This is a genomic window from Rhizobium lusitanum (genome assembly GCF_014189535.1).
Taxonomy (GTDB): domain Bacteria; phylum Pseudomonadota; class Alphaproteobacteria; order Rhizobiales; family Rhizobiaceae; genus Rhizobium; species Rhizobium lusitanum_C.
Window position 1 is genome coordinate 142,597 of record NZ_CP050308.1, and the last position, 22,121, is coordinate 164,717.

Annotated in this window: 29 protein-coding genes and 1 pseudogene; 17 read left to right on the forward strand and 13 right to left on the reverse strand. The window is 55.8% G+C overall.

Translation table 11 applies throughout. From position 1 onward, the window contains the following. Positions 1–56: 56 nt before the first annotated feature. Positions 57–1,616, reverse strand: coding sequence for a ParB/RepB/Spo0J family partition protein (locus HB780_RS14430; RefSeq protein ID WP_286203109.1), 1,560 nt, complete (start codon positions 1,614–1,616; stop codon positions 57–59). Between the two features lie 30 nt (positions 1,617–1,646). Next, a complete protein-coding gene (locus tag HB780_RS33050; RefSeq protein WP_286203110.1) occupies positions 1,647–1,985 on the reverse strand; it encodes a ParB/Srx family N-terminal domain-containing protein in 339 nt (112 codons plus the stop codon). A 333-nt stretch (positions 1,986–2,318) separates the two neighbouring features. On the opposite strand from HB780_RS33050, the gene HB780_RS14435 reads away from it, so the two are divergent. Next, on the forward strand, positions 2,319–2,528 hold the full coding sequence (locus tag HB780_RS14435) for a DUF2188 domain-containing protein (protein ID WP_183692866.1): 210 nt from the start codon (positions 2,319–2,321) through the stop codon (positions 2,526–2,528). A gap of 15 nt (positions 2,529–2,543) precedes the next feature. Here HB780_RS14435 and HB780_RS14440 read toward each other — a convergent pair whose 3' ends face one another. Next, positions 2,544–3,179, reverse strand: coding sequence for a hypothetical protein (locus tag HB780_RS14440; RefSeq protein WP_183692868.1), 636 nt, complete (start codon positions 3,177–3,179; stop codon positions 2,544–2,546). 89 nt (positions 3,180–3,268) lie between these two features. After that, positions 3,269–4,720 (reverse strand): toll/interleukin-1 receptor domain-containing protein, encoded by a 1,452-nt coding sequence (locus HB780_RS14445; RefSeq protein WP_183692870.1) that lies wholly within the window; start codon positions 4,718–4,720, stop codon positions 3,269–3,271. Between the two features lie 812 nt (positions 4,721–5,532). Between HB780_RS14445 and HB780_RS14450 the strand changes: the two genes are divergently transcribed. From HB780_RS14450 to HB780_RS14470, 5 genes are all read left to right on the forward strand, one after another. Further along, positions 5,533–5,958 (forward strand): helix-turn-helix domain-containing protein, encoded by a 426-nt coding sequence (locus HB780_RS14450; protein ID WP_183692872.1) that lies wholly within the window; start codon positions 5,533–5,535, stop codon positions 5,956–5,958. Between the two features lie 101 nt (positions 5,959–6,059). After that, positions 6,060–6,467, forward strand: coding sequence for a hypothetical protein (locus HB780_RS14455; protein WP_183692874.1), 408 nt, complete (start codon positions 6,060–6,062; stop codon positions 6,465–6,467). A gap of 571 nt (positions 6,468–7,038) precedes the next feature. Next, complete coding sequence (locus tag HB780_RS14460; RefSeq protein ID WP_183692876.1) at positions 7,039–7,431, forward strand: VOC family protein; 393 nt, start codon at positions 7,039–7,041, stop codon at positions 7,429–7,431. Between the two features lie 187 nt (positions 7,432–7,618). Next, on the forward strand, positions 7,619–8,092 hold the full coding sequence (locus HB780_RS14465; RefSeq protein ID WP_183692878.1) for a hypothetical protein: 474 nt from the start codon (positions 7,619–7,621) through the stop codon (positions 8,090–8,092). Continuing rightward, positions 8,089–8,601 carry a hypothetical protein gene (locus HB780_RS14470; RefSeq protein ID WP_183692880.1) on the forward strand — a complete coding sequence of 171 codons (513 nt, stop codon included), beginning with the start codon at positions 8,089–8,091 and terminating at the stop codon, positions 8,599–8,601. Before HB780_RS14465 ends, HB780_RS14470 begins: the two co-directional genes overlap by 4 nt. A 91-nt stretch (positions 8,602–8,692) precedes the next feature. Here HB780_RS14470 and HB780_RS14475 read toward each other — a convergent pair whose 3' ends face one another. From HB780_RS14475 to HB780_RS14490, 4 genes are read right to left on the reverse strand one after another with little or no spacing between them, the layout of a single operon-like run. Then, entirely contained in the window at positions 8,693–8,890 is a 198-nt protein-coding gene (locus HB780_RS14475) for a hypothetical protein (protein ID WP_183692882.1), read from the reverse strand. After that, positions 8,887–9,432: a hypothetical protein gene (locus HB780_RS14480; protein WP_183692884.1), complete on the reverse strand. Its 546-nt coding sequence runs from the start codon at positions 9,430–9,432 to the stop codon at positions 8,887–8,889. Before HB780_RS14480 ends, HB780_RS14475 begins: the two co-directional genes overlap by 4 nt. Before the next feature lie 11 nt (positions 9,433–9,443). Then, positions 9,444–9,857 (reverse strand): type 1 periplasmic-binding domain-containing protein, encoded by a 414-nt coding sequence (locus tag HB780_RS14485; RefSeq protein WP_183692886.1) that lies wholly within the window; start codon positions 9,855–9,857, stop codon positions 9,444–9,446. Between the two features lie 45 nt (positions 9,858–9,902). Then, positions 9,903–10,349: a hypothetical protein gene (locus HB780_RS14490; protein ID WP_183692888.1), complete on the reverse strand. Its 447-nt coding sequence runs from the start codon at positions 10,347–10,349 to the stop codon at positions 9,903–9,905. Positions 10,350–10,692: 343 nt separating this feature from the next. Here HB780_RS14490 and HB780_RS14495 point away from each other — a divergent pair, with 343 nt between their 5' ends. From HB780_RS14495 to HB780_RS14530, 8 genes and pseudogenes are all read left to right on the forward strand, one after another. Further along, complete coding sequence (locus HB780_RS14495; protein ID WP_183692890.1) at positions 10,693–11,238, forward strand: recombinase family protein; 546 nt, start codon at positions 10,693–10,695, stop codon at positions 11,236–11,238. A 270-nt stretch (positions 11,239–11,508) separates the two neighbouring features. Then, positions 11,509–11,883 carry a hypothetical protein gene (locus HB780_RS14500; protein ID WP_183692891.1) on the forward strand — a complete coding sequence of 125 codons (375 nt, stop codon included), beginning with the start codon at positions 11,509–11,511 and terminating at the stop codon, positions 11,881–11,883. Positions 11,884–12,406: 523 nt separating this feature from the next. Further along, positions 12,407–12,859, forward strand: a complete 453-nt coding sequence (locus tag HB780_RS14505) for a hypothetical protein (protein WP_183692893.1) — start codon at positions 12,407–12,409, stop codon at positions 12,857–12,859. A gap of 8 nt (positions 12,860–12,867) precedes the next feature. Further along, positions 12,868–14,673 (forward strand): hypothetical protein, encoded by a 1,806-nt coding sequence (locus HB780_RS14510; RefSeq protein ID WP_183692895.1) that lies wholly within the window; start codon positions 12,868–12,870, stop codon positions 14,671–14,673. 86 nt (positions 14,674–14,759) lie between these two features. Further along, a complete protein-coding gene (locus HB780_RS14515; protein ID WP_183692897.1) occupies positions 14,760–15,470 on the forward strand; it encodes a hypothetical protein in 711 nt (236 codons plus the stop codon). 998 nt (positions 15,471–16,468) lie between these two features. Then, a pseudogene (locus HB780_RS14520) lies at positions 16,469–17,345 on the forward strand (phage integrase N-terminal domain-containing protein). Next, a complete protein-coding gene (locus tag HB780_RS14525) occupies positions 17,342–17,644 on the forward strand; it encodes a hypothetical protein (protein WP_183692899.1) in 303 nt (100 codons plus the stop codon). Before HB780_RS14520 ends, HB780_RS14525 begins: the two are co-directional and overlap by 4 nt. A 5-nt stretch (positions 17,645–17,649) precedes the next feature. Continuing rightward, the gene (locus HB780_RS14530; RefSeq protein WP_183692901.1) at positions 17,650–17,790 is read left to right on the forward strand and encodes a hypothetical protein; all 141 of its coding nucleotides are present in this window, start codon (positions 17,650–17,652) and stop codon (positions 17,788–17,790) included. Positions 17,791–17,837: 47 nt separating this feature from the next. Here the strand turns inward: HB780_RS14530 and HB780_RS14535 are convergent, their stop codons facing one another. Next, positions 17,838–18,353, reverse strand: a complete 516-nt coding sequence (locus HB780_RS14535) for an antirestriction protein ArdA (RefSeq protein WP_183692903.1) — start codon at positions 18,351–18,353, stop codon at positions 17,838–17,840. Beyond that, on the reverse strand, positions 18,350–18,550 hold the full coding sequence (locus tag HB780_RS14540; RefSeq protein WP_183692905.1) for a hypothetical protein: 201 nt from the start codon (positions 18,548–18,550) through the stop codon (positions 18,350–18,352). Before HB780_RS14540 ends, HB780_RS14535 begins: the two co-directional genes overlap by 4 nt. 456 nt (positions 18,551–19,006) lie before the next feature. On the opposite strand from HB780_RS14540, the gene HB780_RS14545 reads away from it, so the two are divergent. Next, positions 19,007–19,216 carry a hypothetical protein gene (locus HB780_RS14545; protein WP_047524527.1) on the forward strand — a complete coding sequence of 70 codons (210 nt, stop codon included), beginning with the start codon at positions 19,007–19,009 and terminating at the stop codon, positions 19,214–19,216. Positions 19,217–19,219: 3 nt separating this feature from the next. After that, positions 19,220–19,798, forward strand: coding sequence for a Fic/DOC family protein (locus HB780_RS14550; protein WP_183692907.1), 579 nt, complete (start codon positions 19,220–19,222; stop codon positions 19,796–19,798). An 8-nt stretch (positions 19,799–19,806) separates the two neighbouring features. Here the strand turns inward: HB780_RS14550 and HB780_RS14555 are convergent, their stop codons facing one another. Both HB780_RS14555 and HB780_RS14560 read right to left on the reverse strand, forming a co-directional pair. Then, entirely contained in the window at positions 19,807–20,277 is a 471-nt protein-coding gene (locus HB780_RS14555; protein WP_183692909.1) for a hypothetical protein, read from the reverse strand. A 14-nt stretch (positions 20,278–20,291) separates the two neighbouring features. Continuing rightward, on the reverse strand, positions 20,292–21,260 hold the full coding sequence (locus HB780_RS14560; RefSeq protein ID WP_183692911.1) for a TIR domain-containing protein: 969 nt from the start codon (positions 21,258–21,260) through the stop codon (positions 20,292–20,294). Between the two features lie 435 nt (positions 21,261–21,695). Here HB780_RS14560 and HB780_RS33055 point away from each other — a divergent pair, with 435 nt between their 5' ends. Further along, positions 21,696–21,947: a hypothetical protein gene (locus HB780_RS33055; protein WP_286203112.1), complete on the forward strand. Its 252-nt coding sequence runs from the start codon at positions 21,696–21,698 to the stop codon at positions 21,945–21,947. On the opposite strand, the gene HB780_RS33060 is transcribed toward HB780_RS33055, so the two are convergent. Further along, entirely contained in the window at positions 21,944–22,120 is a 177-nt protein-coding gene (locus tag HB780_RS33060; RefSeq protein ID WP_286203113.1) for a hypothetical protein, read from the reverse strand. The two genes, HB780_RS33055 and HB780_RS33060, sit on opposite strands and share 4 nt — an antisense overlap. Between the last annotated feature and the right edge of the window lies 1 nt (position 22,121).

The following is a 22,121-nucleotide window of genomic DNA, read 5'->3' on the forward strand; positions in this document are numbered from 1 at the left end:
CAACGCAAAAGCCCGGACACGAGGCCCGGGCCAATGGGGATAGCGGTAGATAGGGGCTAGTCGGCAGTCGCCGTCCGTAGCACGGCAGGGAGCCAGCCTTTCCCGGCAAGCTGCTTCTCGGCTTCGGCCACCGCCTCGGCCTTCGGAGCTTTCTCGATGGCGCGTGCCACCTGAGCGGCGCATCCGGCCTCGACCAGCACCTCGGCAATGCCCGCCTTGCTCAGACGGCCAAGGAACGCCGCATCTGCCGTCCAGTACGTGCCCATGTTGAGACCCACTGCCACGGCAATCCGCTCCACATTCGCGAGACGGTCACGGCTCTGCTCATGCTTGGCCTTGACACCGTTGAGGTTGGCGGCGGTCACGAAGGCCAGCAATTCCAGCAGCTTGTTGGTGGACTGGTCGAGCAACCACGCCCATAGGTCGGCAGGCTGGCCGGGAAGCGTATCGCCCCATGCCTCCTTCATCGCCTGCCATGCGGCAAGAGCGCGAACCTCGCCCGGTTCCTTGATGGACAGGGCCAGTTCCCGGCGCTGGCCGCTGATTTCCACGGCGGCATCATAGGAGACGTAGCCACTGAGGAAGATACGGCCCACCAGCGGATAAAGCAGGGCGGCAAGCGCCACCGCCGGACGGTTCGCAAGCTCGACGCGCAAGGCGGCGGTGCGGATGGCGGTCAACTCCTCCACCAGCGCGGCGGAATAGCCCGGTTCTGGTACGGCCACCGGGGCCGAAGCCTCGTCGTCTTCGCTGTCCGCTGCCTCGGTCTCGCCACGCTGCAAATGCGCCAGCCTGTCCCGGTCTTCGGACTTCACGTAACCCCGGCTGATATGCAGTCCGCCGCCATGGTCGATGGCGACAATGCATCCGGCCAGCGCCGTCTCCTGTGGGGCATAGCGGCGGGTTGCATCCCGGATGGCGTCAATACGCTGCTCGATGTCCGCCAGCTTGGCCTCGTCGGCCTCGATGGCAGGGTCACCCTCTTCGTAGGTCTCAAGCTGCGCCTGTACTTCATCGCAAGCTTCGCCAAGGGCCGACAACTCGGCCTGTTCGTCGTCGGTCAGGTCGCGGGTCTGCGGATAAATGCGTCCGTAGCCGCTGGTGTAGAGGGCCGAGGTTTCCAGCGAGGTTTCCACCCACGCCCACCCCTCGGACTTCAGGGGTTCCGCCGCCTGTTCCAAGCCCGCCATGGCAAGGCGCGTCAGCAACGCCGGGTCGGTAAGGAACGTGCTGCTGTCGTCCCCGAACAGGTCACGGGTGATGCCGCCACCAGCCGCCTCGTAAGCCTCAAGCCCCACGAACCGGGCCAGCCGGTCGGTACTGCGCACATGTTCCCGTGTCAGCATCGAATGCAAGCTGCGCGGGTCACGGTTATAGGACGGTGACTCGAACCAGACCCGTTCCTGCTCGTCGTGGCTGTCACTCAGCGCCAAGGCACGCGCCTGCTCGATGCTCATGTCGTCGCCGCGCAGTTCTTCCAGCACCTTGGGCGAGAGCTTGGCGAGTTTCAGACGCTGGCGCACGGTGACGACGGATTGACCGAAGCGGGAGGCGATGATGTCCGGGGCCATGCCGTTTTCTGCCAATTGCCGGTAGCTCAGAATCTCATCCACCACATGCATGGCTTCCCGTTGCACGTTCTCGGCCTACGACGGTTCGGTGTCGTTGTCGTCGTCACGGACGTTGCAGGGGATTGCGGCATCCTCGGCCAGCCGTCCCTCCTTGGCCAGCAGGTGCAGGGCCGCCAGACGGCGGGAGCCTGCCACCACCTCGTATTTGCCTTTCTTGCCCTTGCGGACGGTGAGGTTCTGGAGGAGGCCGTGGGCCTCGATGCTGTCGGCCAGCTCCGACACGCCGATAGTGCTATTGGTGCAGCGCACGTTGGCCTTGCTCGGCACTAGCCGGGACAGAGCAATCGGCTCGATGGTCGCACGGATGCTGACAGGCTCGGTGGCGGTTGCGGTGGTCATGGCGATGGTGTCCATGGTGTTAGTCCTTCCATTGATTGTTCAAATCGAACACGGAGCAGAACCGCGTTCTGCTTCCCGGGGTCGCGCGAGCGATGGGGATGGAAGGGGACAACAGTCTTCGCGGGGACCCGGCTGCACGGAACGCAGTGGAGGAAGCTGGGCGGAAGACCTGTTGGGGGAAGAAAGGGGCAACGCCACTTGGCCCCCGCTTAAGCCACATGCGACTTGACCAAAATCAGCTTCGGGCCGATCAGGCCTCTTGCGGAGGTATTTCAGGCGCCCCACATGCATAGCGTTTCAGCCAATTTGTTCCAGGTTGTATGGCTGATTTGTCAGGAGACAATCAGAATGACCAAGAAGGATGAGCTCTTTATCGAGCGCCGGGAACAAGGTGATTATGCAGTGCGGCGTCCTGGCTCTCAGAGGGCAAGCGACGTTCTTCCCACGCAAAAGGAAGCTATCGAACGTGCGAAAGAACTCAGCCCTGGCTCAACGCCTTTGGTCGAGCGCGTTCGCAATACAGACAAGGGGCATCCTGACAAATGGCGGAAGCCGTAAGGTCGCGGCGATACCTCAGCCTAGATTCTGGCCGCCTGGATTAAACCACGAAGGGAACTTCGGCGGCTCCAGCGGAAACATTTCGTTGTTTTTCCGTAACTCGCTGTCGTAATTCGCCGACTCTGCATTCCAATACAGATAAAGCTCGGTATCCATTATCTGGATCAGAGTTGCCGCCTGAAGGCTGTCGATCGTGAATTTCAGCTCTTTGAGCTTTTGAGGTTTTCCTCGACCGACGATTTTGGCGAATATCTCGATATGATAGTCGCCATCGCAGAAGAAGAACTCGTTGGCGTCGCGTCGCGGGTTGAAATGGTGATCCGCACAAACTCCTGCCTGCCCGACAAAAAGGCCACTACCCAGCGTGAGTTTTCCAGATTCTGTATGGCCCCAAAAATCAAAAAGATAAGATCCGTAAGTCGTCTGTATCCGCGCAAACATGTGCTCAACGGCGCAGCCTTTGCTGGCCGTTGAATAGAGCAATGTTCGGATAAAAAATTTGTACCGCCCAGATGGCTGCTCGCGCATGAGGCAGAGCAGGGCGGGCTGCGTCATCTTGAGATGACCACGGCGAAATTGCGTCACCCACAAGGTGAAAAGCGATAACGCAAACGACGCGATTGACAGCAAAATAGGGTATAAATTGCCCACTTGAATGGCCTCTGATCAATGAAAAAGGCGTTTGCCCCTTTTGTACCTCTCGTTACTTGAGACCGTGAGGGTTGCATAACGCGAGGTTACTAGGGAGACGTTGCCAAGCTTGCCAATCCACATAACCCGCCCACGTTCAGCGTATGGACATGCCACCTGGGAACGCGATCACGATTTGCGACTAGCTCTTCGATAAACGTTTTGAAGGTCGATGCACTATCGACACCCAACAACCCTTTTAACCGCTCAAAATATTTTGCCGATTTCGCTCGTGCGAACATCTCAAACGGTCCTTCCGACCGGCCCGTATAAACCAAAGTATCTGGCCACCAAGAACCGTAACGTTCTTGCGCAATACCGCGAAGAAACAAGACAAAGTCTGCAGCCATAAGATGATGGAATACAACGCCAGTACCCTGGTTGCGTTCTCTTAACATATCAGCCTGAAGAGAAAAACGTCCTAACTTCATGCGCTTATTGCGATGTTCGAGCGAGTGTAGATGGGCGTCTAAGACATTAAAGGATCGCATTTCTGATCCAGCGGCAAGGCGATCGCGGAAGTAATATTCCGTATTCGTGAGATAGGCGGCCATATCGAGCTTCTCGAACCGGAGAAAGGCCGCCATTGCGTACAGGAACAGTTCGTGCGCAATGAATCGATAGTTGTCGAAATCCCATTCGCTATAGCTGCGCGCGATTTCTGGGGCTTGAAAGTAAGGCAACCATCGTTCGAAGAAGCGGTGCAAAAGTTCAGCCATGGTTTCTGTTGGCATATGCCGGGCGATAGCGGCAAACAGCTCAATGAGCTCATTGCGATAAGGCGTGAATTCCTCGATACTTGCGATGACTATCTCGTCAAACGTTTCGCGATGCTGATCACTCGTCGCAAGTCTGAAGCTTTCCAAACCGCCAATAACGATCTCAAGATACTCGCCGGCAAGGGCAACTGCATTTGAAGCGCCGCCCCTGATTCCTTCCAAGGCCCTTCGATGAGCGACCACGCTCGCGATCTTGCCTGGTGCATTGTCCGCTTTCAGAAAACTTGGCGCTGAACCAAGCGCCGGGCGCTGGTGATAGGGTTTGTCCCAAGCCCATCGAACAATCTTGTCGAATTCCTCTGCATATGTCGCCGGATCGGAAAGATCGAAGTAGATCCGTCCTTTATAGTATGTTGGTAGGAACGGTTTGCCCTGTTCGTCTCGCTCCCGCACGATTGCAACGAACTTATCCTGCTTGGTCTCCGTGTAAATCTCGGGCGTGATGATCTGAGCCTCGGTCCCGGCACCGCCTTTCCGGCCGTCCGATTTGGTGACGTAAGATTCATCGCAAATCATGATGACCTTGGTCACGGTCTTGTCCTTGACCATACTTTCCATGAAATCATTGGCGTCGTTGCCAGGTTTGAGATCCCATTTATCCAGAATGACATGCACGCCCTGGCTGACCAGTTCTTCGGCGAATCTCACAACCCAGGATTCATGATCCTGATTGCTCCAGCAGTACGAAATAAAGAGCTTCGGATTTGCCAACTCTTCGGACATGACCAACTTCGCCTCACCGCTTTAACTTCCAACTGCTTAGAACGAAAAAAGAACAGCTGCAATCATGTCTTGTATCTGTGGAATAGAATCCTGTGAATTTAAGAGTGGCAGGGTTTGACCCCGCAATCGTAGGATAGTGCTTGAGTCGATCCCACAGCCCATTCCGAGAACTAGTAATGTTTGCGAAGCGACCCGCTTACGAGCATTGGTCAAGTTCTGATCCGACCAGCCTGGCCACAACCGCTATAGGTTTCAGCGATGGGTCGGAACAGCCCATTCGGGGAAATTCTCGGACGATATATCCTCCAAGGCGCAACCAGCCTGCCGTTCAGCCTGTCGTACGGCGTCATTCAACATAAGGCTCACTTCCGCAGCGTTGTCGCAATGAAGTAGCGCATTGAAGAATGCGTGTAAAACAAGACTATGAACACCGGCCGGGGTCTTGTCGTTGGGATAGAGGTAGGCAAGAGCCTATGGCAGTTCTGGTAGCTTTGTAGGTTTCGGTTTCGCGGTACAGGATCGCCCCAAGCAGACCAAACCGCGATTTTTTCACCTGCACACTTGTCTGTGCGATAGACAGCATACACGGCTCCCCGGACGGCAAACGAACCGTGGCACCGCAACCTTTAGACTGGCTGTCGGCGAAATAAAGAACGGTGGCCATCGTTGTACTCCTCCCTTTGGAGACTATCGGGAAATTGTTGGATATTCTCCAAACAGTTTTGGCAGCATGAATTTAGTAGCAAGATTACGAAAGCGGAGATGCGCCAACGTGGCTATCACGGTCTTTTGTGACTGTGAGGTAGCTACACATGAGAGCTAATTATGGGCAATGGCCGGCGTCGTCATCCGATTCTGAAGGCCATCCTGTCGATCGTCACGTCGGACAGCAGATCCGCATTCTCAGAATTCAATCCAACCTGTCACAAACCGATTTGGGAAAAGGTATCGGCCTCAGCTATCAGCAGATGCAGAAATATGAGACGGGCAAAAACCGCGTCAGCGCCTCGATGCTCTATAAGATGGCGAGCTACCTGCGGATCCCCGTGGCACGGTTTTTCGAAGGGCTTCCTGATCCGCTCGCAGGAGAGCCAAGTCAGGTCACATCCGAGATTGACGAGCGCATCGCGTATCTCGCGACCGCTGAAGGTGGGCGATTGATGGAGGATATCCTGCTGCTGCCACCCCGCGTGAGGAGCAGGCTTCTGTCGCTAATCGGGAGCCTGGCTGAAGAATAGGATGGAAATGCACCTGAACCGCGTCCGCCTCGGCTTGATCTCAGGGTTTAAACACTTTCAAGTTGTTCTCGTTTTGCGGTAGTTGCCGGAGCGGATACGTAGTGACATATCAAACGCGCATTTTTGTTCTGTACAACCTCGCATTCGGCCCTCAGATAGCGGTGATCAACATCTTGGTCGCTCTGCTTTTCCTCCGTTCGTTTCAGGACGTGCTGCCGGTTGCCATCGTCGCGATTCCGATTGCCGCTGTCCTCGGTGTGTTGCCGGTTGCGATCCATTTGACATTCATGCTGCCGCTACGGGATACCTTGAGCGCACGAGCATTCCTCTTGGTTTCACCGCTTTCCGGGTATATCGCCACAACCACGTCGGCCAGCCTGCTACTATGGACGCCCTTGAGCCGCAACTTGCCGTCAATCTTTGAGCTCGGTTGTTTCGGCATTCTGCCAGCACTGTGTTGCGCTGTGCTCGCCTTGAAATTTCAAGGCGTTAGCCAGAAGGCGTCCTAACCATCTCGTAGCTACTCTGGAGCGGTTGAAACGTGGTATCAGCCTTGAGCCCGGTGGTTTCCACGTACCGCCGCTTCTCCTGGTGGACATCAATTTATCTCGCTTAGATTGTCTGATATAGCTTGCGCCGCCCCGCCGCTGTCGCAATGCCACCTGCGTCAGCGGCATGCCCTGTCACTGCCCGCCACGCGGTGGTGGCAGGGCACCTCCGCGGCTTACCCCAGCACGATCGTCGATATGCGGGGGCGATACCCACAGATCGGTGGGTGATTGACATGAACAATGAAGAGCATCGGAGAAATCAGCATGGCGCCGCCGCAGGCGGGATTTCGGACATTCTCACCACGCTAAGGGCGGAAAACAGGCAGCCACAGGAGCTTCAGCATAGCGGCCCCAAGGGGGAGCGGGATCGACTGCATCCGCTCGTGCGTTCCATGTTAGTGCCTACCCGGTCAACTGGAGTCCCGGCAAGACGCTCCGCGCACCATTTACTACTGACATATCGTTGTCAGTAGTAATCACTGTAGAATTGTAAAACTCGACAGCCTGCTCAGAAACGAGGGAACTTTCCGTGTCCATAATTAGCCATATCACCTTGGGAACGAATGATAAGGAACGCTCGGCAGAATTCTATGACGCCGTGCTGGGAGCAATTGGCTTTTCCAGGTTGCCCAAGCCACCAGAAAAGCCATTGGCCTATGAACGAGACGGGCAGATGCCGACCATCTACATTTACACCCCGGAGGATGGCCGTCCTGCAACATGGGGAAATGGAACGCATGTTGCCTTCATTGCCGATACGAAAGCTCAGGTTCATGTTTTCCATGAACAGGCCCTGAAACTGGGAGGTAAGAGCGAAGGAGAGCCAGGCCCTCGGCCTCACTACGGCCCGAATTACTATGCTGCTTATGTCCGCGATCCTGATGGAAACAAATTGCAGGCTGTCTGCTACGCCTCGGAGTGAACATCGATCTTCATATGAAAATGCGTGGACTTTTTATGCGGTCTGCCTGATTTATGCACCGTGTCGAGCTGAGCGAAGTCAGTACCGTTCTTTGACATGTCGGCCCCTACACAGACCACTTGGCAAGTAGTAAGGTGCGCTCATGCTAAGAGTTTGAGAATGCAGTAGCTGTTGAAGGCGGTGCGGGATGAAAGACCGGATTGAGGTCTGGGCTCAATGCGTAAGCGCTGTCGGCACATTCCTCGCCGCTGTGGCCGCCGCCTATACGGCTTATCTTGTTTACGGTCAGCTAGAGGCAGCTCAGATTACATTGCACGCTGACTATCAATACAGGATGTACAACGAAATCCAAGGCGCGTCTCAAAGACTTGCCAGCACGCTCGAAGACCTAGACGCAGCAAACAAAGCGAGAAACCCTTCCGACGTGCAGCCGCTCAGCGCTAGGCTTAAGGTTCAGTTGCAGGCCTTTGATGGGCTGATCGGGGAGGCCCGGACTCAACGGATGGCGGGCGCGCTGAGCGAGCCGCATTATATGGGGCTGTTGCTAGAGATTTGCCCTGGTTTCAAGAGCGAGGGTTATATGCTTCTTGGCCAGCGATTAGAGGCTGTCAGCACAGCATGCCGTGATCTGGATCAAACAATGGAGAAGGTAGGGAAATGAGGCGCTTTATTTCGGTCGTTATTTTCATTGCTTTCACCGTCGCAACGGCTAGTGCGCAAGGGATCAGCGGATCGATTGAGGAAATCATCCATAGAGCGAATGACATATCCGGCGAACAGTTGGGGCCAGGCGTCCAGGAAATTACGAATGGCAACTGCGCAGTTCAAAGTATTATCGGAGATGCATTTTTTGGGAAGTTCTCGAACGCAATCGACAATGCTATCAAGAGTTATGAGAGTGGTGGATCGGCCTTGCTCCAAAAGGCAGACAGTCCCGCATTCGCCCGCCGCGTGAACATGCAAGGGTGGCGCTATTCGGATCTGGGCCTGTCGTCAGTGAAGACTAGAGGGGATCTAGTTCGCATTCTCGCGCAACTGACTCTCAGCATGGCCGCCGACCTCAAGGCAGCCAAAGAAGGACATGACGCTGATGCCCTTGAAAGGGTACTCGCCAACAGCGCAAAATCAACCCGTCTGATTTTGGCGATAATCGATATTCCCCTAGCTTGAGGCCGGGCGCCGTTCTTAATTCTGCTGTATGCGCTGCGATACCTGCAAGGGCATACTGAACCCGGCAAAGACCAATAATCGTTGAGCGGAGCTATTGTGTGACCGTAGCGCCCTGACGTACGGCGTCGAACCATTCCAGGGCCGCAATCAGCGTATCGCAAGTCAGCGGGATATAGCGTTCCTCGCACACGGCCACTTTGGCCATAATCTTCCGGCGCAGCTCAACGGGCGCATCCATGCTGACCAATTGCCTCTGAAGCCGTTCGAGCGCCTGGTGCGTTTCCATCATTCGTCATCCCGGTTGGGCAGAACCTTGGGTTCTTCCAGCAAGGCCCGCGAGTAGGGGTCTTTGGCCATCATATCATCAGCCAGCTTGTTCAATCGCTGACGTTCTTGCTGCGTGTAGAGCGGCTGGACCTGCTGCTCTGGCGGCGCCACGCGCCCGCAAATCACCACCTGGCCGAGGGAGCCGTGCGTGTACGAGGGCATGAACCCGATCGAATATGTCCGGCTCGCAGGGAGCGGGCCGAACCACGACGCCGGATCGGCAGTCTTGTACTCCGGCGCATCCATGATCGGGATACGCTGCTCGTCTCCGGCCGGGGCGGGCTGGCCCGCCTCGTCGAGGGTGTGCATGGTGATGCTGACGTAAGCTCCGGCGCGGAACCGGCCGGAGAGCTCGAAAGCGGTGCCGGTGTAGCGGAAACACCCATCTTTGGGGTTGAGCTTGAACACCTGACGTTTGAGCGGCGGATGTCGGGGTTCGTCCTGAGCGGCGGCTGTCACAGCCGCCGTCAGTACTAGGAGTGCCGAGGCAAGGATGATCCTCATGGCGTGATCGCTCATTTCGGCAGGGAAAGGTGAACAAACTGGCCGGTGAAGCCCTGCTTCACAGCGGCGTCCTTCACGGCCTTGGCCTCGCTGCTGGTGCAGCCGCAAAACAGCACGTCTGCCGTTTCAATGAAGCGGTAATCCCCGGCGGGATCTCCCTGGGTAAAGCCTTCATAAGCAACGGCATCCTTGCCGCTTTTGCGGATAGCCGCATACACTTCATCCGCCAGGCCCTGCCCATCCGGCGTCTTGTTATGCAGAATATAGGGCTTTTGGGCCGGGTACTGGGCGTAGACCGCCTGGGCGTAAGCGGCCATCTTCCGCCACTTGATCTGGAAGTCGACCTGTTCATCGGCCACGCTCTGCCCGGCGATCATGGCAGCCATGGCGAATGCCAGACCGTATCGGGTAAGTTTCATCATCATGGATATGTCTCCGAGGGTTAGCCGTGCCGCAATGGACACGGGGGTTCAGTTCTTGGGAGGGGTGTTGCCGAGGGCTTCGACAGCGGTCTGTAAATCGGCCTCGACGCTGGTTTGGAACAGTCGGCTAATACGGGTATCTTCCGACTGCGAAATCCCGCGCGGGTCGCCGCTGCCGCCGTGTCCGAGATCGGTCAGGGCACGCAGCAACTCGCGTTTGATCTCGATGGGTGCGTCCGCGAGCCTGACATATTGCGCGTCGCCTGGTTCGGCCGTGACGGGACTGTGGGCCGTCACCGGCCGCAGGTTCACGGCGAAGACGAACCGCCCGATGCTGCTGTGGCGCAGCTGGTTGACGTAGGCGGCGCAGGACGTGGTGTGAGGGTCGATGGCGGGCACCCGTTCGATCGACGCGCCCGCTGGACTGGCCGTTGCTAGGAGTGCGACGAGAACGGTACCCCACCCGATCGTCGGCCGTTTGATGGTGTTTTGCATGAAAGAGGCCCCACAAACGAGATGAGACCGGGGCGGAGTCCGGGCCGTGACAGAACGGCTAAACCCGCCGTTCGGCCTGTGCCTTTGGCAGGTTCTGGATATCAAAAATCACGATTTTTGACGGTCAACCGATCAGGGCAGGGGCGTCGAGTGTCGACAGCAACGAATCAAGTATTTAAAGTCTTGCTGAACAATAAAACCAGTTACAGAATGTGAATTACCCTCTCTTGCAAATGTCGTGATTTTTGACGCGCTGCAATTTCAGGTAATATTAAACAATATAAGGCCTCTAAGGCGTGCGCTTGCCCCTCGATCCCGTCAGATTATTTGGCAGGATACCGTCATGATCTATGGATATGCTCGCGTTTCCACGAAAAAGCAGGATCTCGCCTATCAGCTCGACAGGCTTCAAAAGGCGGGGTGTGATCGCATCATCGAGGAGAAGCAGAGTGCAAAAGATACTCAGGGGAGGCCGGAATTTCTGCGGTTATTGGCCAGCCTTGAGCCCGGAGATACCCTTCTCGCCACCGTGTCGGATCGTGTTGCGCGCGACCCGCTCGATATGCTGCTCATTCTCCGCGAGATTCAATGCATTGGTGCGCGGCTGCGACTTCTTGATCAGGCCCTCGACTCCACCTCCAGCGAAGCCGACGTGACGCTATTTCTGCATGGTTGGGCCGGTAAGCAATATCGGCTGCGGCTCCTTGAGAACACCAAGAATGGCCGCGTCATCGCAAAGGCCAAAGGGGTGAAATTCGGGCGCAAGCCGAAGCTGAACCCGCTCCAGAGGGCTCAGGTACTTGAGAGAAAGGCTAGGGGTGAGCCATATGCGCGAATTGCAAAGGCGTTTGGGGTAAGCGAGAGTACAATACTTCGGATTTCAAATTGACTCGCTAACATCTTGCTCGATGAAGAGCCACTCCTCGTGAATCTGCCAAGGATGTTTGAGGCAACTAATTAGAAAAATTGACTATTTCTCGCAAAATTCTGTAACGAAATCCATCAAATGCTTACGCAAGCGCTTTAAATCACGCGGAAGCGGAGAATATCGACTTTACGCTAAAGTAGAGGATGGCGGGTAATTCTGTGTAGTCATTGTTGACTCTAGGTTGTTTTGGAGAGAAAGTAAAAATTAGATAATATTTGGGGAGGGCCAAATATGCTTAATCGCATTTTTGGAGTGTGTTTAGTCGCTTTATTTATTATTGCACAAAGCTCTGCATTCGCAGGTGAAAATTCCACACGCAGCCATAAAACTCTATCGGCAACTAGTGGAAAAAGCATGATAAAATCCATAGATGGTGTGACTATAGATTGTCAGATCTTGATAGATGATTCTGTCGAAATTGTCGGTACAAATAAAACTAAGAATAATTTAACTTGTGACGCTTCTTGTAAGCTAAAAACAAGCTCTGGAAACGATACTAAAGTGAATTGCGTCGCAGCACTTCCCGTGAATACTACGAATGGAAAGCTTTGCTCAAAAAACGGGCCGTTCAGCAGTATCGTCGGGGGAGGTTTTAACTGCAAATAGAGACAGTAACGACGGTGGAGGGTGTGGTGCGTTCAGTTCTCTGGGCCCTAATGGCCGCGATTTGCCTCCCGTCGATGGGATGGTCTCAAGGTGCGCCAAAAAAGACGGACCAAATACAGATTGTGCAGCCTCCTGCGGAAAATACCGTTCCGCAGGATGACCCCGGTGATTGCAAGTTTGATGTGGTTACGGGCAGGCTTCTGATTCTGCCACCAAAATCGTACAAGGCGCCGGCCCGCCAAAGTTGCAGTACCATATGCCAAGTCAAAGGTGCGGATCAGACAGCAGAGTTCGGCTGCGACATTTCCGGAACGCCAGCCTCGGATGGGTCCGTTTGCAAGAGGCAAATGGCTGAGCTCACTGGGATGGTAACTCTAAGCGGGGTGGTCCTGAAATGCGAAAACGTAGCTCCATAATCATCCCTCGCGTCAAACGCTTCCCGACATGCCTCCTAGCGATCACGGTTGTGCTAACGTGCGCGCATCCAATCTACGCGGATCCAGTGCCGATCGACAAAGGAACTATGTCGCAGATCGATCAATGCGTTGAGACGACGTTCAACGCGTTCGTTTCGGGATCAAAGAGTACTTGCGTCGGGGTAAGCAAGTATTATGACTCCGGCGGCAACACAAATTCGAGTTCACATAACAATTACTACGATATAACCGACGAAGAATGGGGTGGATATAGATACAAAAAAGGCACTGAAAAGGTATTTCATGAGGGAGGAGCTTGCATTCATGAGATGAGCGCCTCAATTATCAACGATACAAAGTTTCTATGTTACTACTATACCAAAGGCTGCGGAGAATTGAAAGGTGGGGGCCATGTAAAAGGCTACTGCTCTGTTGACGTTGAGTATCTACCTCGTGCTGGCGATGTCGTCGCAATCAAACGCTATTGCCTGTCAAAATTCTCAGGGGGAACGGTGCTGCCAACACCGTTAAGCTATCCGGTCGGCTGCGAGTTACCTTAGGGGGAGCTATGAAGCGTTATCTTTTGGCGGTCGCCGCCTTTTTCTCGTTGTTTTGGCCAAGCCATGCCGAGAATTACGGATACATACCTGACGCGACAATTTATCTAGGGAGTGGCTTCGATCCACTTTATCCCCAGCGGACGTTTCCGCAATGCATTGCGTCTACCGCAGAGTGTCAGCTCGGGGCTCTCGGCGCAAATGTCTGTTTGTCGACAAATTCGCAGCAACAGTCCGAGCCTGATCATAAATTTGGCGTTGCGACGACCTTTTCGATTAAGCAAATTTCTTCGAAATATGAGTTTTTTAAGGAAGTAAATATCTCGCTGGCCCTCTCAGGTTCATATGGACCATTTTCTGCTGCGGGTAGTTTCTCTTCGTTCTCCATGGACGAAGTTAAGGAAGACAGCCTTACGTGGATGGTGACGGCAAAATCGCATTACGGCTCGTTTGGGATGCAGCAACCGAAATTGAACGATGAGGCCGCCAAGATCAAACAGCCGCTTGATCTGATTGCTAAATGCGGCGTCGGTTACGTATCGCAGGTTGATCGCGGAGTCATCGCGGCTGCGGTCTTTTCCATATACAACCTCGATGAAAAACATCGATCCGAAATCCGCGCTAGTCTCAGTGCCGGGTTCTCTGCAGGCTTCTCTGCGTCAGGGAGCGCGTCCTACTCCGAGATTGTGCGCCAAGCGATGCAATATGGCTCTATGAGTATTCGCGTCTACACAGTCGGAGGCGAGGGTACGCCAGGCCTCGCAAATCTCGTGATCGACGATCCAACAAACTTAACGGATATAAAGAAAACATTATCTGATTATGTATCTAAGCAAGATAAAACGAGGGCGGCCATCATCGGCTTCCGAACCACCGGTTTTGGCAAGCTCATCGGCAATGCTTCTATTGATCCGGATCAGTCCAACTACGCTTACTTCCTGGAGATGGCTAACGGATTTCGACTAAAGCTGCTTGACGGATTGACCCGGGTTGAGACTCTTCTCGAGAACCAAGCCGATTATGATGACGATGCAGTAGAGCGTTCAAAGGATTTACGGGATGGGCTAGGATGTGAATTGCGATATGTCGAAACGCAAATTCAGGCGTGTCGTTTATCGTACGATGTCGTTCGAACGGCCATGACTGATGGCGTTAGCAACAACGACCGAGCAGCATTGCTTTCGTTAAACTATGGCATGCAATCCAACGAGCAATCCGGAATTAAGATTTGCTCTCCACCGACGAGACTGTCCACGCTAAATGCCGCCACAAGTTCGGTGAACTTTACTCCCATGGGATGGTCAATTGCCGCCGATCTCGCTGAAGGTGCCAGTGATGCCCCAGATGAAACCAAGGCTATCGCCACATCTTGCAAGACCCGGATCGACAAGGCACAAGCTCTCTACCAGACAATGCTGGCCAGCGCATCGAAGCGTGAAGGTTTGTGTGTTGCGGGCTGCGAGCTTATTACGAATCCAAATCTGTTGCAGAAGGTAAAGCAACTTCCTGGGCTGCCATTTGAGATCGAGTACTGGTTTGACGACGGAGCCGCGACGTTCGGCGCCACCCACAATCCCGGCGTATATTTCATTGTCCGTGGTGCGTCGAAAATAGCAAAGATCTCGTTTTTCGACGATACTGCCCACGCGCCCGGGACTCCCAGGAAACCTTTTGCAGTGAACAGTTACAAGAGCATCGAAACTATCAGCGAGTTCTTGCCTCTCGCAAAGTTTACCAGTGACAGCGTTACGCTCGAGTTCCAGACACAGTCCAACAATGTTTACCAATACACGATTCCCAAAACGAGCCCTCTATAGGTTGCCCTGGAGAAAGACATCATAGATCTGCCGTGCTCCCCCCTATATGTGATAATGTCCTTTATCTAATATTGGAGCGTATTTGGGTGTCGAAGAAAGTGGATAGAACAGAGTCTATCTTCGGCAAGTCTGCTCCGCCTCGCGCGACCGATATTTTATTCGGCGGCGACCGGGAGGATTGGCAGTCCAATGCCTGCATTTCCCATTGGGGCGAGTTCGGGCACGCTTATAAAAGCGGATTCCGAAAAGCTGCACTCCAATTGGCGGTCGAGGTTTGCAACAGCAGCTCTGACCAGGATCTGCTTATTTACCCGATCGTGTATCTTTACCGGCATCACATTGAGCTGGTGCTCAAGGATATTTTTCGATCGGCTTCCATGCTCCTTGGACACGGAGTCACGGCGAAAGACGAGAATGATCTCGGAAAGCACGATCTTACTTCATTGTGGGATATGGTTAGGCCGTTGTTAAAGCCGGTCTGTGATATACACGGTGTTGATGGGTTGCCGGACGAAGACTTTGACGCGATTGCTTCCTACATTGCGCAGATACACGACCATGATCCCGATGGTCAGAGGTTTCGCTATGCCACGGTCAAACGCAAGAAGGCGAATGCACCAAAGGGGGCAATCGAACATCGGAGGTCGCTCGGCCCTGATCTGAAGCTCATCAACATTCGTGTCTTTGCGACTAACCTTGAGAAACTGGCCGACTATCTTGATGGATTGGAGATCTGGCTTGCGGATTCACTCGAAATTCGATTTACTGCGGAGCGGGATGCAAGTGCCGCGCAATGATCCAAGCGTCCGCTGCGCGAACGAGACCTTCCCGGCGGTTATCATAGTGGAAAGAGTGCTTTGCCATTCACGTTATAATGTGAATGGACAAACATAACCTTCCAGCATCGTTTCGGGGCGTTGCGGGCTCCCCGCAGAAGGGGTGACGTAAAACCGCCCGTCGGGTTGCAGGCAGGGGAAGGCCTTCCCCATCAAACTTCTCCTATTTAGAAACAGATCAGGCATCCGCCCGCGCTCCCGCCGCAGCGGAGCGCACGTTCGTCTTGCCCGCGTTCCAGATGGGCAACCTTCGGCAGGTGGCTTCGATCAGATCCGCCAGCATCAGCGTTCTGCCAGTCTGTGCTCGGGAGACCGCCCCACGGGCGGCGGAAGACGACTTGCGGGTTGCTGAAGGTGGATCATCGTACCACCTCTGACCGATGCCCATCGCAGAACAACAGGCATGAGGGCGCGAAGCCAAGGCGGGACGGGTCGGACATCCCATGTCCGACCGCGCGGACGGCGGCGAGCCGTCACTCGCCAATCTGTTGGGGAGTGACGGACTCGCCAAACCCCAATCACTCCATTTCTTTGCACGAATGATCTCACATGACAGATGAATGATGCCGATTTCGGCCGGGACGAAACGGCATCATTTTTTAGGCAATGCGCTGGCATTTAACAGGCGTCCCCGGTCACAATCCCGGCAGATCGAGCATAGCGCCTGATCCATCTTCCTCACCGTTTCCCAACCCAAAAGGAGAGCGACATGTTTGCTCATCATATACGTGCGCCGCCGCGGCGGCGCGACCCCCGATGCGTGTTCACCGAACCCGCGTCGGTCGCCCACCAGGGCATACCACATCGGCCAGCCACCCGGCTGGCTCAGGACGGCTCTTACCGTACGAAAGGAGACTAACCGCATTCCGGCCCACGCCGCAGATGTCTTTTCGCGGGATGTATTGATCCAAGGATCTCTTCGCATCGGCCATCAACACTCATCTAAAGGATAGAGTCTGATGGACGATCTGACTATGGATCTGGTGCGCCTGTGCCGGCGCAATCGGGACGGTTCCTACGGCACCCAAACCAATCGCCAGCGCGGCCTTGCCGCAATGGCCGACGACCTCGAGGAGCTTGGCTACAAGCTGCCGGCGGCGTCATCTCTTAAACCCAAACATATCGAAGCCCTCGTCGAGAAATGGCTCAACGAGGACAAGACCGACGCCAGCGTCCGTAACCGGCTGAGCTGGTTGCGCTGGTGGGCCGAGAAAATAGGCAAGCCGAATGTCGTCAGCCGCGACAACGCCGCCTACGGCGTCGGGGAGCGTGGCGAGGTCACGCGCAATCGCGCGCAGACGCTCGACCAGACGAAATTCCAGGACATTGAAAGCCCCCATATCCAAGCATCCATCCTGCTGCAGGTCGCCTTCGGCTTGCGCCGCGAGGAGGCCTTGAAGTTCCGGCCGCATGTCGCCCTGCGCGCCGACCACATCGCGCTGCAAGCAAGTTGGACGAAAGGCGGAAGAGCGAGAAAAATTCCGATCACGACCGCCGAACAGCGCCTCGCGCTGCAGCACGTCGTGACGATCGCCAAAGGACAGGATTCCCTGATCCCCGCCGATCTGACCTACGTCGAACAGCTCAAGCGCTATGAATACCAGACCGGCAAGGTGGGCCTGCGGGAATACCCACGGGTTCCGGCACGCCTATGCGCAGCGTCGCTATGCGGTGCTGACCGGCCAGCTATGCCCGCTTGCTGGCGGCAAGACCTGGAAACAGATGGACGCCAAGGAACGTGAGGCCGATCGCGCCGCGCGGCGGCAGATCTCGGCCGAGCTTGGCCATGGTCGTCTCAAGATCACCGATACCTATCTGGGGAGTGTGTTCCAATGAAGCGCTCTGAAGGCAACTTCCTGATGGCCGCCAACGTGCGGACGAAATACGCGAACAAGCTGTTCAAGCCAGAGGCGGTCGCAACTGCCATCGACGAACTGGCCTTTCAAGGTCACCGCCACTACCGCATCGTGCAAGAGCTGCCGTTCGATCTGTCGGACACGGATGCCGCCAAAGCCCTGGAGATATGGCTCGACGATGAGCAGTTTCATTATACCTGGCGGCCGACTTACCTTGAGCAAGAAGCCTACCGTCCTTCGATCGTCACGGAATACCCGGAACTGGTGATTTCATGGTAGGCGTCATGATCGTCCTGACACTGCTCGCGCTGCTGATCATCATGCAGGCGCTGCTGGCGGCGATCAGCGTCTTCGGCAGGCTCTTGTGGAGTATGCTGGGTCTGGCACTCCTGTATCTCATGGTGATTCAGCTGCTGGGCCACTAGCCGCGTTCGCGGCCACGGCGTTGGCGCCGTGGGGAGGGCTGGGGGCATTATCCTCCGATGAGGATAATGCCGTCGTCCAGTTCGGTAATGTCGCCGCCAAGAACCATCTCCCGTCCCAGCCGTTCGTAGTCGATGTAGGATACGATAGGGCCGGGCAGATTGTAGCAATCCGCGATGATTTCCGCCGCGTAATCCGCGGCGGTGCCGCGATACACGCTGTAATCGTCCCACCGATCGGCAAGCTCATCGAGGGCATAGCCGAGTCCGGCGAGATGGCAGGCGATCCGATAGCGATCCTCATCCCGGCCGAGCGCGTCAAGCAGTTCGAACCATTCGGCCAGACTGGCCTGCGAGACACGAACCGCATTGAACAACTCGGCACATTCGCCGTCGATGTAGTGAAGCTCGAACTCCTCGACCGGCTGGCCGAAATCGTCCACGGCGGTCGCCGCCTTTGTCTGATACTCCTCCAGATCGATGAAATAGAAGCCGGTTGCGCTGATGGTGTAGGGTTGGGCGAAGTACATTGACTCCGCCCAGCCGCTGAACCCAACCGGGCTCACTCCTCGGTCTCCTGCGCCTTGATCTTGCGGACGACGATGCGGCCTGGAACCAGAGGTGTATAGTTGATGATCAGGTTGAGTCCGTCGCTGTCGCCGTGCTCCCAGCCGATCCCTATCTTTGTCCAGCGGGTTTTATCTTCGCCGACGACGTGGAAGATTTCGTGGGTCGGAGCCTTGGATGTGGTGGTGTTTGCCATTGGTGTTTTCCTCTTTGGTTGATCCGGCCACCCCATGCGGCCGGTCGCCGACACTCAGGCCTGATCGCCACGGGACGCGGGCAATGGTCTTCTCGGGAGACCGCTTGCGGCGGAAGATCCATTGCGCACGGCACGGATCAGTCCAGTCTGGCGACCAATCCGGCCAGCGGGGGCAGGAATCGGCCAACGTGCGAAAACCCCGGCAAACCCTCACCAAGGCTCACCACAGTATCGGTTTCCAGAAGGCGAAAACGGCAACTGACAGAGAAAGGCGGGAGGCTCGCCGGCGATGGACGGACGTTCGTCATCCATATCCCGGGTAAGGCCCGGGCATCTTCCGCAACAAGGCGACAGGAAGGGCCAGGCGTGTGCGGCCTGAGCGGCCGGCAGGCCAGACTTTCCCACACCCCCCATAAAGAAGTAGGCAACCGCGCGACGGAAATGATAGAGTGAGTCATGACAAAGGAAACGAAAACAGCCCGTTCGGCTGCCACCGGCAAGTTCGTGACCCGCCCCATCGGCGGCAGAAAAGCCGCGAAGTTCGCTCAGGTCGAAGGGCTCTCCATGAATGCCGCGTCCAAGGTGCTGTCGCAGAAGCTGACGGCCAGCGGTCTAAAGGGTGACGCCTATCGCAGCGAGATCATCAAGGCCTTCAAAAAGGGCTGACGGGTGGTTCGTTATAACGCCGTCGAGGATCCGCTGTGCTATCCCGGCACCCATGTGCTGCGCAACAAGGCGGATATCGAGGATCAGGATCTCTTAGACGAGTTCGAGCAGCTGATGTTCGATTCCAGGGCCGGGGAAACCCTCCCGGATGGTGAACTGGATTTTGCGCATTACCGCGCGCTGCATCGGCACTTCTTCCAGGATGTCTACGACTGGGCCGGGGAAACCCGGACGATCCGCACCGGCAAGGGTGAGAACTGGTTCTGCTATCCCGAGTATATTCAGAATGAGGCGGATCGCCTGTTCGCCGCGCTGGCCGCGCGCGGCTACCTTGCGGCCGCTGCCGACAAGGACGCTTTCGCGCAGGAAGCGGCCTGGTTCCTCGGTGAGATCAATGCCATTCACCCGTTCCGTGAAGGCAACGGCCGCATCCAGCTGGTGTTCTTGACAATGCTCACCCGCAACGCGGGTTATCGGCTGGACGACCGCAAGCTGCGGCCGAAACCGTTTCTGGAAGCGATGATCCTCAGTTTCAGCGGCAATCTGGCGCCGCTCACGGCCGAAATCAGGCGCATGCTTTAAAAGCCCGACTAGTCTTTGCTTTCATCCAGCTTTTGCCAGAGCACGCGCTTTTCCTGTCCTTCTCCGATCACAATCTGCCACCTCGTGAACCCCGCACGAAACTCATTGATCGACGCCAGTTCGTCGTGAAGCTTAAAAGAGGTTGATGAGCCGATCGAATGGTCTCTCTTGGCCCAAATGGTGAGCCGGGTATCGACTCTGATAAGGGTGCCCAAGGGGATTGAGATTTGGTTTGGTTCAAAGACGCTCGTTTCGTCGAGCTCAATGCGGACGTTCGGAATAATAAGACCTCGCCATTCATCTTTTCCCGCAGTCTCAAAACATTGGAAAGCATTTTGCCCTGAGAGGAGCACTGCGGCAGGTGCTTTGTTGATATGACCGATCAATGCAGCTATCTCATATCCTGCGCGGGGCAGGATAAGACTGAGAGGTGTGGCACTCTCGTAGGTGCCGATCGTGAATTCAGTCGGTGACAGCATTATGCTTCCTCCTACTAGCGAGTGCCCTGCAGCGGGCCGATCAAGACGCCCCAAAGCAATTCGGCGGCGCCTTCCTGCGAAAGCTTCTGATCACGATCCCGCCCGTAAGACATCATGCCCATGCTTGTCAGGTAGAGGGCTTGGTCGTCTGCCTCGACCGTCAGGGACTCATTGATGCTATTACTGGCGACCGTCTCACCTTGGACGTAGTTGATACCTTGTCCCCACGCGTCGCCGCCCACGTAGATGGTGCCGCGGGCGACATCCTTCCCGTCACGATAGATGGTGGCAAAGAATCTGTTGGCATCGACGCGCCGGAAGACACCTTCGAAGTTGGGGTTGCGCTCGCCGAGCTCCTTCAGGGAGTTTTCGAAGAAGCGCGCAATATATTCGAACGTATCGAGCTTGAACTGATCCTTGTCTCTCTGCGTAAAGGCCTTCGCGAGTCGCAGATTGCTCGACCGCGGACTTACGATTTCAGCAGCCGGAGAGGTGGCCAAGATGGGCGCTACGGCCGCCCGGATAGGCGAGGTCGTCACCACTCTGCCGAAGCGTGCGGCTGCTTCTCGCACGGCCTTCGCGACCTGAAGGAAGGCTTCATCGATGTCGGGCCATTGGGTAATCGGTTTGCCGTCCAAAGGAACCGCTTTCAGCTTTCCAAACGGCGCGTGGTGCCAGTCGCATGCGCGAAGGATCACGGGAATGACGATGGCCTCGCCGTTCTCATGGCGCTCCATCGCGCGCTGCATTTCGATGTCGTAGCAGTAATCGGAGGCGATGAAGTCGGCACTGACAAGCAACAGGATGATGTCGTCCGTGTTGATGTGACCGTCAATTGCCTGGTGGATATCTTCGCCGGCACTGATACGCCTGTCGTGCCAGGTCTCGATAACGCCCTGCCGCCTGAGCATGGACAATTGCTTTTCGAGTTTATCCCGTAATACTTCATCTGCGTGCGAATACGAAAAGAAGACGCTTGGCATATTTCCTCCACTTCTTCGGGGAAATATGTGACGCTTCGCAATAGCTGACAAGACAGTACTTCATGTTTTGCTGTGTTAGCTTAGATTGAGCGGGGGAGAACTTCATAACGGCAGGTGCCTTCGCTTCCGAAGGCCGATCTTGTCTTGCGTCAGCGGTGTCCACCGCCGTCATGCACAGATACAAAGCGCCTGCGTGTTCACGCGTGATCGGCACTTACCTTTGCAAGGCCCGCGATACATGGGCGGTTCCGCCCTTATGCATCCGGGCCTGAAACGGCAGGGTCAGCCTGTCGTCAAGACCGAGTAATCCCAAGTAAGCGTTCAACAAGTCGCTTGGCGTTCGCCGCGAATTGTTTCAACCTTAGAAGGATTTGAATCCGGTTGCCTTTCTCGTTTCAGTTGTTACTCTCGCTCTAGTTGGGCTGGGGTGACATAATGACCAACAAGTTCGATCCTTTCGGCTATCTGCAGCGCGACCTCGCTTCCACTCTGAAAGTCGGAAGCTGGACACTCAAGACCTTTAGGTATGCGAGGGACGTTCAGCGCGGCAGAAAATCGAAAAGCTGTATGGCCCGGAGGTTGCCGATGCCGTTGAAGCCGCCATTCGATCAGGTCGTGATCCTGGCCCTATCATTGAACGCGCCAAACGCGATCTGGCCGACCGCGAAGCGCGCGAACGCCAACTAGCCGATCCGCCGCCACTCTATGGTTCGGCCAGGTGGCCGACCCCGGCCGATCTGCGGCCCTACCTGCGCAGCAGGGAAGCTTTCGACGATCCGCGTTCCCTCCTGCTGGGCACGTTCAGCGACGAAGGCCAGGCCAAGCCTGCCGGATTTGTCCACTGGGATGGCGATGGCCATC